At 43.0% G+C, this 845-nt stretch carries 1 pseudogene; it reads left to right on the plus strand.

The window, feature by feature from the left end:
* Nucleotides 1-550: 550 nt before the first annotated feature.
* Nucleotides 551-845, plus strand: a pseudogene (locus CHI06_RS28970) (group II intron reverse transcriptase/maturase); the annotation flags it as partial.

The following is an 845-nucleotide window of genomic DNA, read 5'->3' on the forward strand; positions in this document are numbered from 1 at the left end:
TTGTGTGCCACGAAAACAACCAAAGTGTGCGTAAGCACACAAAGGAAGTTATGCTGCACAAAAGATGAGAGTAGGCCTCTCGCAATCGCTATACAGGTAGAGATTGCAAACCACCCTAAGGTGCTATAGTCAAAAGCTATGGTATTGAGCGTTAGGGAAAAGGCAGAACGAGATTCTGTCAGGTAAGTATTAAGGAGACGAAAACCATTGAACCGTTGAAGAAGTATCGAAAGCGTATAGATGTCATCAAAACCGAGGGGGAGTCGTTAACTCGGGACAAGTTCGGAGGGAACCTGTTTACTGTCCGTTCGGTGACCGGTATAAAGGCGGCGTGAACTTAATATAGGCTTTAGTGTGGAACGTGGGAACCTACGACATGGATGTTAAGGGAGAGATTTCAAGTGGAAGCCCCACGAGAATCAGAGTACCAATGCCATGTATAGGGGCGGAATAACCCGTAGTAGCTATGAAACCTCCTAACGGAGGTAGAGCAAAGGGGTTATGTTATTCAGTTTTATTAACAAGTCAACCATTAAAGTGGGAGGAACTTATGAATAAGACAAAGCCGTACAATATATCTAAAAAGGCAGTCTATGAAGCCTTTCTTAGAGTAAAAGCAAATAAGGGGTCCGCAGGACTTGATGAAGAATCAATAGCAGAATTCGAACTGAATCTAGCGGATAATCTCTATAAATTATGGAATAGAATGTCTTCAGGTAGTTATTTTCCTCCTGCGGTCAAAGCTGTGGAAATACCAAAGAAGGCTGGAGGCACCAGGACATTAGGAATCCCAACAGTAACGGATAGGATTGCACAAATGGTTGTGAAATTGTATTTTGAGCCTT

The organism is Bacillus sp. 7884-1 (genome assembly GCF_002272245.1).
GTDB lineage: Bacteria > Bacillota > Bacilli > Bacillales > Cytobacillaceae > Neobacillus.